Below are 10,178 nucleotides of genomic sequence, written 5' to 3' on the forward strand. Positions count from 1 at the left end.
GCTTTAGATTGAATATGCTTGAAAATTTCTGTTGTACGTAATTTCGCTTCCATTCCTTCAAAAGGAATCATGTTGCGTTGTAAGTAAGAGTGCCACCCTAATACACCTAAACCTAATGCACGGTGACGTTTTGCAAAACGATTAGCTGATGCTAAATAATGATTTCCTTCTGTTTTTTCGATGAATTCTTGTAAAACTGCATCTAAAAAGAAAATTGCTAAACGTACTGCCTCAGTATCTTTCCATTCATCGTATAGCTCTAAGTTCATAGAAGATAAACAACAAATAAATGATTCATCAGCAGATGAAGGCAACATAATTTCTGAACAAAGATTAGAAGCATTAATTGACATTCCTAAATCTTTGTAAACCTGTGGTTTATTTTTATTTACGTTATCTGTAAAGAATAAATATGGTAATCCTTTTTCTTGACGAGACTCTAAAACTTTCGCCCAAATTTGACGTTTATCCGCATCTCCATCAATCATTTCTTGCATCCAATAATCTGGTACACAAACACCATAAAATAAATTCTGAATTGAACTTCCTATCGATTTAATTTTCAAGAATTCTTCGATATCATCATGGTCAATATCCAAATAAGCCGCAAAAGCTCCACGACGTGTAGAACCTTGAGAAACCACATTCATCGCAGAATTGAACAATTCCATAAACGAAACAGCTCCACTACTTTTTCCGTTATCTGTAATCGCCGCTCCACGCTCACGCAATTCACCAAAATAACCAGAAGTACCACCACCGATTTTAGTTTGCATAATAACTTCTCCTAATTTATGCGTAATTCCTTCAATACTATCTGGAATATGAACATTGAAACAAGAAATTGGTAAACCACGCTCTGTTCCCATATTTGCCCAAATTGGAGATGATAAACTCATCCAACCTCTTTCTATCATTTCTTTGAAAGATTCTTGCAATTCTGGTTTGTATAAACGTTTTGCAGCCGCAGCTGTGATACGATCTATAGCTCCTTCAACTGTTTCCCCTTTCAATAAATAACCTCTATTCAAAATTTGTTCAGATTCAGAGTTTTTCCACCATAATTTTGGTGCTTCACCGTCAAAAAATATATTTTGAATGTCGTCGTGTGGTATTGGATTGTCCATAGCTTTAGAATTTATAATGATGTGATATTGTTAAATAATTTTATTTATAGTTGTGTTTTTGATAAAAAGTTTCGGCGGTTTAAAATAAATCGTCTGCCGAAATACTTTTGTCATGTTTAGTATAATCTACTGGTCTTTTTGCGAAAAAATCGTCTAAACTACTCGCAAAAACTTCTTCCTCAAACCAAGCCATCGGTTTATACTGTTCTTGGGAAATATGAAATATTTTTTTGTATCCAATTTTAGCAATTGCTTCATCAATACGGTATTTCATATAGTTTAATAAATCTGCTTTTGAGTAATAACCAAATTCTCCTTTCTCGAAAATCCAATCCAACATCATTTCTTCTTGATCGATATAACCACGAACAGCAGTTTCTACCCAGTTTTGATCTAACTCTTCTGGTAATAAACCTTCTTCACGAATTTTATTAATCAAATAAATCCCAGCATTTGCGTGAATTTGCTCATCTGTAGATGTCCAAGCAATGATGTTTGCTGTATTTTTCATTAAACCGTCAAAACGTGTAAATGCCAAAATATTTGCAAATTTCGAGAACAACGAACTATCTTCGATCACCAATGCAAAGAACAATAATTTCTCTACAATTGATTTGCTCTCGTCGCGCATAATTTCGCCAACAAACGTATTATAGCTTTTGAAAATTGGATTTTGTAAGGCTACATTAAACTCATCCAAATAACCATTTACCTCCAAAATACGCGAATATGCTTCACTGTGTCTAAACTCACATTCTGCAAAAGTAGCACCTAATCCATTCAATTCTGGTTTTGGAAAATAGTGATACAAATCTCCCCAAAATCCTTTTACCGTTACCTCAACTTGCGCAATTGATAAAATAGAACGTTTGTGAATTTCGCGTTTCGCATCATCTAAATTAGCATGATAATCTTGGATATCCGAAGTAAAATCTACTTCTCCATGTACCCAATATGCTTTTTGGATTGCTTCTGTAAAGGTTAAAATTTCAGGATATTCAAATGGTTTATAATTTACCCTTTTATCAAAAATAGACATAGTTTTTTGGACTTTTTAGATTAATAAACTTTGGTAAAAACGATTTTTTCTTCCAAATAAATTAAAGTTGGTTCTTTTATTTTATTTAGAAATTTGAACCTCAATAGGGTTACATTTTCGTTTCAATTACTCATCGATTCTTTCAAAATTAAGATAAGATTTTACAATTAAAAATTTTGTAATCTTAAAAATTAAAAAGGTTATCAACAAGTTGTTAATTACCTGATTATTAATCGATTATTTTCATATTTTTATTCGTTATAATTTAATAATTTTTATCAAAATAACAACTATAACTTGGATTAATTTTCTATAATTTAACACAAAAAAATAGGCAAGCCTTGTTGTAGACTTGCCTAAAGAATATGATTAAATTCTAAATTTTATCTTGCAATATTTACTGCACGCGTTTCACGAATTACAGTTACACGAACTTGACCTGGATAAGTCATTTCGTTTTGAATTTTATCTGAAATTAAGAACGATAATTCAGCTGCTTTTGTATCATCAACTTTATCACTTTCTACAATCACACGCAACTCACGACCAGCTTGAATCGCGTATGCTTTTTCTACACCATCAAAGTTAAGAGCCGTAGCTTCTAAATCTTTTAAACGTTGCATATACGATTCCACAACTTGACGACGAGCACCTGGACGAGCACCAGAAATTGCATCGGCTACTTGTACAAGTGGTGAAATTAAAGAAGTCATCTCAATTTCGTCGTGGTGAGCTCCAATCGCGTTAATTACATCTGGATGTTCCCCATATTTTTCTGCCCATTGCATACCCAAAATTGCGTGAGGCAATTCAGATTCTTGCTCCGGAACTTTACCAATATCGTGTAATAAACCTGCACGTTTCGCTAACTTAGGATTCAATCCTAATTCCGCAGCCAACGTTCCTGCTAAGTTTGCCACCTCGCGAGAGTGTTGCAATAAGTTTTGACCATAAGAAGAACGATATTTCATTCGTCCAACGATACGAACCAAATCTTTGTGTAAACCATGAATTCCTAAATCTAAAATTGTTTTCTTACCAACTTCGATAATTTCGTCCTCGATTTGTTTTGTTGTTTTCGCAACAACTTCCTCAATACGTGCTGGGTGAATACGTCCGTCCGTTACTAAGCGATGCAAAGACAAACGAGCAATTTCACGACGAACAGGGTCGAAACAAGAAAGGATAATCGCTTCTGGCGTATCATCAACAATCACCTCAACTCCAGTCGCAGCCTCAATTGCACGAATGTTACGTCCTTCACGACCAATGATACGTCCTTTAATTTCGTCAGACTCAATATTAAATACAGAAACCGCATTCTCAATAGCTTGCTCTGTACCAATACGTTGAATAGAAGAAATCACAATTTTACGCGCTTCGCTTTTCGCATCTAATTCAGCCTCTTCCATAATTTCTTGGATATGAGCTTGTGCTTTAGTTCTTGCTTCGTCTTTTAAGACTTCAATCAGTTCGGCACGTGCTTCATCAGCAGAATAATTCGAAATTTTTTCAAGGATTTCTACTTGTTTTTTGTGCATCGTATCCACTTCTTTTTGCTTAATATTAAGCTTTTCTGTACGTGCTTGTATATTTCCTTTCTCAGATTTAATCTGATCTTTTTGTTTCTGAATTTCTGCTAAGTCCGTTTTGATTCTCTCTTCACGTTCTTTTACTTTAAGCTCAGCATCAGCTACTTTTCTTTCACGTTGATTAACAACTTCTTCGTGTTTAGATTTTAATTCTAAAAATTTCTCTTTGGCTTGAAAAATTTTCTCTTTTTTAATGGCTTCACCATCTTTCTCAGCATCATTAATCAAATTTTGTGCTTTGCGAGTTGCTTCGTCAATCAGTTCTTGATTCTGTTTATCAACTGATTTTTTTGATAAGAAATATCCCACCGCTGCACCTATGATTAATGTAACAATTGCAATAATTATTGTCATAATTGGGTCCATAGATTATGTAATGTTTATATATAAAAAAACCTACATTAGTAAAGTATGTTTTGAGTTAACTCCTGTAAACAGGATTTGAGTTAGTCCGTCAATCAAGTATCCGCTGTCAAATAAATGAACCTAAAAGGTTGCGGCCCGCTTTCCGAACGGTGTTCACTCGGTAACAAAACTAGTGTTGAGTTAACCAAAATAGCTAGAACTAATGTAGGAATATTGTTTAGTGGACAGTTTCACAACTGTCAGAACTTCTCTTATTTTGCGATTGACTGATCAATCAATTCTAATAACTTCGAAATGCGCTCTGTAGTCATTTCTTCGTTATCTTTCACTTGCTTTTTCAGCTTTGCTTCGCGTAAAGCTAACTGAATTGTCACCATTGCAAGCGCGTCTTGTTTGTCAGAAACAGCGTACTTTTGTTCAAATTGTTTCAAAATACCATTTATTTCTTCTGCACAAGAAAGTAACATTTCTTCCTCGTCAGAATTAATCGTCATTGGATAATGACGTGAAGCAATTTTTATCTCAATTCGTTGAGTTGACATTCTTTTTATTAATTATTAGTTTTAATTTGAGCGATGCACGTATCGACTTCTTTTATTAATTTGTTCATTCTTTGCTTCATCATTTGTTTGTACTCCTGATTTCCGCTCATTGCATTAACGACTTTTAATCGTTTTACCTCCTCATTTAAATTTAAGTTATTCGCTTGCGAATCTCTCAATTTATTTTTCAATCGGGCATTTTCTTCTTTTAGAGAATTGATTTCATTTTGCAATTTTTCCAATTCTTGTATCGAGTTTTCAGCGCCCTTCAATATATCTTTATAATTCCCAAGTTGGCCTAAAACACTTAAAACTTTGTTTTCAAGTTCATTAAATTTTACCATTTTTTCCATCTCCTGAGAATTTCAATTATTCTAGCTTCTATTGCAAAAATAGTATTTTTTTACTTCTAATCAATACAAAAACCTAAATATTATCAGTTTTTTCTTATTCATTTGACAAATAGAGATTTACTTATATTTTTTGTTTCGTTTCTCTATTCTTCACTACTTTCACAACATACTTGATACTAAAAAACAAAAACAATACCGAAAGAATAGTTGGCAGAAATTGACAGAAAATAATCAAAATTGATTTGAAATAATACATTCCATCTTTCCAACTTTGTTTTAACTCATATCCTAAGTTGATTTCTCTATAAGCTTTCAGATCGGTTTGTGGTAAAATATTCGTTACAACTCGTGGTTCTTCTGATAATTGATACGCAATAGTCGCATAAGAAGTCGCATCATTTATCAACGCTTTGTTGACTTTATTTTCGATTTGTTGCGAAATTTTAACTGCTTTATTGTTTTCATTTTTCAACTCATTTTCATATTTCTCAAAGGTCATTTCTTCATTATTAATTAAAATATAATCGATAATAATTCCTTTTTCTACTGCAAATTTGACATGTTCGCGCAATTTATTTGACGGAACTTTCAATTCAATCAAATAAGAACGTTGAATTTTATCTATTTTCTTGACGCTTTCTTCCGATAATTGAACTTTATCCGAATCTAAAATTTGATTATTCATTTCGCTGTTCAACACAAATCCATTCAGCGCAATCGCATTTTCTTCAATTTGAACGGCATCTTTCATCGCATCTTTTACTTTCATTTCAATCAACGCATTCGATTTGAAAACCTTCCCTACTACTTTTGGATTTGCAGCATTAGAAACTGCAACTTCTTCTTTTGCATCTGCAGCCAATTCTGCATTACTTTCTGAACTCTTGTATTGATTACAACTTGTGATAGAAGCAACAATATAAAGTGCCAAAATAATTTTTCTCATAATGTTTTTTTTAATGTTTGATTTAAAATTAGTTGCATCATTTTTCATTCATTCACCAAAATCCTTTTCTTTTACTTGTTTATTATTTTACAAACACAAAATACTTATAATCAATTATTTAATTTTATTTTACAAAGATTTATCTTCAAATAATTTTCAGAAATTCAAAAGATTAAAGATGTTTGTAAAAGAATTAGTTTACTTTTAACTGATTTGTTAATTATTGAAAAGAAAAAATGAAAGTGATTAAGCCAATTTTACTAAACTTATTACTAAGTTCTGTTGTTTTTGGACAACGAACTGAACAACCAAAATCTGAAACATATCCAAAAAATATCTTCCAAAATCCTTTAGAAATTACCAATTATTTGGCTGGAAATTTTGGAGAATTACGTGCCAATCATTTCCACGCTGGGCTTGATATCAAAACTCAACAACGCGAAGGTCTGAAAGTAAAAGCGGTTGGAGATGGTTATATATCTCGTATTAATATTTCGCCAACTGGTTACGGAAATGCACTTTATATCGATCATCCAAATGGATATACTTCTGTTTATGCGCATTTGAGAGAATTTACGCCAGAATTGCAGGAATATGTCCGTAAACAACAATATGCGAATGAAACGTTTAAGATCGAATTACATCCAAAACCAAACGAACTTCCTGTTAAAATAGGTGATTTGATTGCGCTTTCAGGGAATTCTGGAGGTTCTGGAGGTCCACATTTACATTTCGAAATTCGTGATACCAAAACGGAAGAACCAATTAATCCTTTTTATTTTGGTTTTGATTTACCTGACACACGAAAACCATCTATTTTAGGTTTGTACGCTTATCCAATTTATGGTGATGTGAATCAAAAAACAAATAGAATTGTTGTAGCAAATGGCGGAACAATTTCTGCTTCTGGCGCAATAGGTTTTGGTGTAAAAGCATATGACAAACTGAATGGAGTTGAAAACAACAATGGTATTCATCAAATAAATATTTATGTAAATGATGACCCGATTTATACGTTTACTTCTAATCGTTTTTCGTTTGATGAAGCGCGAGCTATAAATACAGTTTGCGATTATGCCGATATTCAGAAAAATAATAGTTGGGTGTATCAAGGTTTTGTAAAAGATGGAAATCCTGTCAGAATGTATTCTAACCTAAAAAACAATGGAATTTTAGAGCTTGAAGACGGAAAATCGTACAAAGTAAAAATTGATGTTTCTGATTATGCTGGCAATTTATCTTCGCAATCGTTTACTGTTAATGGAAAAGCATTTGTAGATTCTGCGAAACTTCCTGAAACAAATCCAATGTTGTGGAACAAAGAAAATCATTTCAAATCTGATGGAATCGAAATATTTTTCCCTAAAAATATCTTCTATGAAGATTTTGATTTAGCTTATAAATTCTCGAATGGTAAACATTGGGTTGGCGATTATTATATGCCAGTTCATCAAACTTACACGTTAGCGATAGAGCCAACTGCTGATATTCCTACTGCACAATTGGACAAAGCTGTTATTGTGCGAGAATATCAAAAAAGAGGCGCTTGGAAAAAAGATTATTTAACAACAGACCTCAAAAATGGGAAGCTTGTTGCGAATCCAAAAGATTTTGGCGTTTTTTCTATTTTAATTGACAATACTAAACCGACAATTACTCCGTTAAATATCAAATCAGATAGTCAATTTACTCAAGCTAATGCTATTATCAAATTTACAATTGATGATGCACAATCTGGGATAAAAGACTATAAAGCTTATATCGATGGTAAGTGGGTTTTAGCCGAATATGATCAAAAAATTAAACGATTATCAATTAATTTGAACAAAGAACAGATTTCGGTTGGTGACCATCAATTAGAATTAAACGTGAAAGATGAAAAAAACAACACAGCAACGTACTCTACAACATTCAAAAAGATTTCTTAGTACCATAAGTTTATCTCTTTTGGGTGGAATTTTATTTGCTCAAACAGCGCAAATTAATGGTAAAGTTGTCGACGAAAATAGAATTCCAATTAGTGAAGCTGAGATTATTGTCAACGATCAATCTTATTTTACAGATCAAAATGGTAATTTCAAAATTGATATTCCATCAAATTCTTCCGTTACCGTAACTTTTAACAATAATGGTTATCATTCGTTTGCACAAACGTTTACGCTAAAAGATAAAAACAAAAAAGAAATTTTTGTTCAATTAGTTCCTGATCAAACCAATGCGATAGAATTAGGTGAAGCAACAATTTCTTTTCAATCCAATAAAAATAAACCTTTGCAAAGTACCGTTTTGAGTGCTGCGCAAATGCAACAAGGACCAAGTTTAACTGGCGGAGTTGCCGATTTATTAAAAACATTACCTTTCGTAAATTCGAATACAGAATTGAGTTCGCAATACATGGTTCGCGGAGGAAATTATGACGAAAATTTAATTTACGTTAACGGAATCGAAGTTTACAAACCTCAATTGATTCGTTCTGGTGAACAAGAAGGTTTAGGCTTTGTAAATCCTGCGATGACGCAATTTATCAACTTTTCTGCTGGTGGTTGGGAAGCCAAATATGGCGACAAAATGTCTTCTGTTTTAGATGTTACCTACAAACGTCCAACAAAATTTGAAGGTCAATTAGAAGCTAGTTTAATGGGCGGAAGCTTGACATTAGGCGGAGGTTCTAAAGACAAAAAACTTTCGGCAATTGTTGGAGCGCGTTATCAAAACAGAAATTTAGTATTAAATACCTTAAAAGGTGATACCAATTTCAATCCTGAATATTACGATGTGCAAGCCAATATCAATTATAAATTAAATGATAAATGGAATGTTGCATTTTTGGGAACAATGTCGCGTTCGCGCTACGAAATGTTCCCTATAAAACGTGAAACTTATATCAATACAATGGATACTCCCTTGTTGCTAACTGTTTTTTATGACGGAAAAGAAGATGATAAATTTGCGACAGAAACAGGAAGTTTATCGTTTACGTATCAACCAAATTCTAAAGTAGATTTAGGGTTAGATGTTTTTGCTTATCATTCGAAAGAGCGCGAATATTTTGATATTCAAGGTTCTTATTTCATTTCCGAAGTAGACGAAAAAGGCTTTGCAACTTCTACGAATGATGTTGGTTCGCAAATCGATCATGCACGAAATAATTTTGATGCATTAGTTGCCGGAATTCAACACAAAGGAAAATACAAAATCAACGGAAACAATGATATTGAGTGGGGTGCAAAATTTCAACAAGAAGATATTCGTGATTTATTGGGTGAATGGCAAGCGATTGATTCGACAGGATATGTTGTGAATCCAAATCCTAATAATGGTCTGAATTTAAGTTATTATGTGAATTCTAAAAATAATTTAAAAACTAATCGTATTTCTGGTTATGCGCAATACACGAGCAAATTTATGTGGAATGATGCGAAAGTGATGTTCAATGCTGGTGTACGTGCGGCTTATTGGGATTTTAATGAAGAAACAACCGTTTCGCCTCGTGCTCAAATCGCGATCAAACCAGATTGGGAAAGCGATATGTTGTTCCGTTTTTCGACAGGTGTTTATTATCAACCTCCTTTCTATCGCGAGATTCGTCGTTTAGATGGTTCGTTAAATGATAAAGTAAAATCGCAACAATCTATACACTTTATTTTTGGAAACGATTACGAATTTAAATGGATGGATCGTCCGTTCAAATTAACAACTGAGGTTTATTACAAAATCTTAAATGATTTGAATCCGTATTATGTGGACAATGTGAGAATTCGTTATACAGCAGATAACAACTCGAAAGGTTACGCATATGGACTTGACATGCGTTTATTTGGGCAGTTTGTTCCTGGTATTGATTCTTGGTTCTCGGCTTCATATGCGCGTGCTTATCAAAATATTGATGATAAAGGAAATATTCCATTACCGACAGATCCACGTTTCAAATTATCGGCATTTTTCCAAGATTATATGGAGTTTTTACCTTCCTTCAAGGTGAATGTGAATTTAATTTATGCTTCTGGTTTACCAAACGGAGCACCACAATTTGCAGATCCATATAATTATCAAACAACGCTGACAGATTACAAACGTGTAGATATTGGTTTTGTGAAAGAATTGATTAATCAAAAAGAATTGAAACCATCAAAAGGAACATTTTGGAGTAATTTCAAAGAAATTTCGATTGGTGTAGATGTATTCAATGTGTTTGATATCAAAAATGAAATCA

At 33.0% G+C, this 10,178-nt stretch carries 8 protein-coding genes; 2 read left to right on the top strand and 6 right to left on the bottom strand.

What is annotated here, in order from left to right:
* The 6 genes from B2217_RS02275 to B2217_RS02300 form a co-directional block, all read right to left on the bottom strand.
* The coding region (locus B2217_RS02275; protein ID WP_291122048.1) for a ribonucleotide-diphosphate reductase subunit alpha at nucleotides 1-1,127 on the bottom strand (1,127 nt) is incomplete at its 3' end.
* Between the two features lie 79 nt (nucleotides 1,128-1,206).
* Nucleotides 1,207-2,166, bottom strand: a complete 960-nt coding sequence (locus B2217_RS02280; protein WP_286501788.1) for a ribonucleotide-diphosphate reductase subunit beta — start codon at nucleotides 2,164-2,166, stop codon at nucleotides 1,207-1,209.
* A gap of 383 nt (nucleotides 2,167-2,549) precedes the next feature.
* On the bottom strand, nucleotides 2,550-4,124 hold the full coding sequence (gene rny, locus B2217_RS02285; protein ID WP_180906219.1) for a ribonuclease Y: 1,575 nt from the start codon (nucleotides 4,122-4,124) through the stop codon (nucleotides 2,550-2,552).
* 251 nt (nucleotides 4,125-4,375) lie between these two features.
* Nucleotides 4,376-4,666 (bottom strand): cell division protein ZapA, encoded by a 291-nt coding sequence (locus tag B2217_RS02290; protein WP_038335658.1) that lies wholly within the window; start codon nucleotides 4,664-4,666, stop codon nucleotides 4,376-4,378.
* 8 nt (nucleotides 4,667-4,674) lie between these two features.
* Entirely contained in the window at nucleotides 4,675-5,010 is a 336-nt protein-coding gene (locus B2217_RS02295) for a hypothetical protein (RefSeq protein WP_146810388.1), read from the bottom strand.
* A 130-nt stretch (nucleotides 5,011-5,140) separates the two neighbouring features.
* Nucleotides 5,141-5,965 (bottom strand): hypothetical protein, encoded by an 825-nt coding sequence (locus B2217_RS02300; RefSeq protein ID WP_291122049.1) that lies wholly within the window; start codon nucleotides 5,963-5,965, stop codon nucleotides 5,141-5,143.
* A gap of 236 nt (nucleotides 5,966-6,201) precedes the next feature.
* Here B2217_RS02300 and B2217_RS02305 point away from each other — a divergent pair, with 236 nt between their 5' ends.
* Together B2217_RS02305 and B2217_RS02310 are read left to right on the top strand one after the other, a co-directional pair.
* A complete protein-coding gene (locus B2217_RS02305) occupies nucleotides 6,202-7,893 on the top strand; it encodes a M23 family metallopeptidase (RefSeq protein WP_180906217.1) in 1,692 nt (563 codons plus the stop codon).
* Nucleotides 7,841-10,178, top strand: a 2,338-nt coding sequence (locus tag B2217_RS02310; protein ID WP_291122050.1) for a TonB-dependent receptor, incomplete at its 3' end; no start/stop codon positions are given. The genes B2217_RS02305 and B2217_RS02310, both read left to right, overlap by 53 nt.

It is taken from the genome of Empedobacter sp. UBA7620 (assembly GCF_002484185.1).
GTDB classification, from domain to species: Bacteria; Bacteroidota; Bacteroidia; order Flavobacteriales; family Weeksellaceae; genus Empedobacter; species Empedobacter falsenii_C.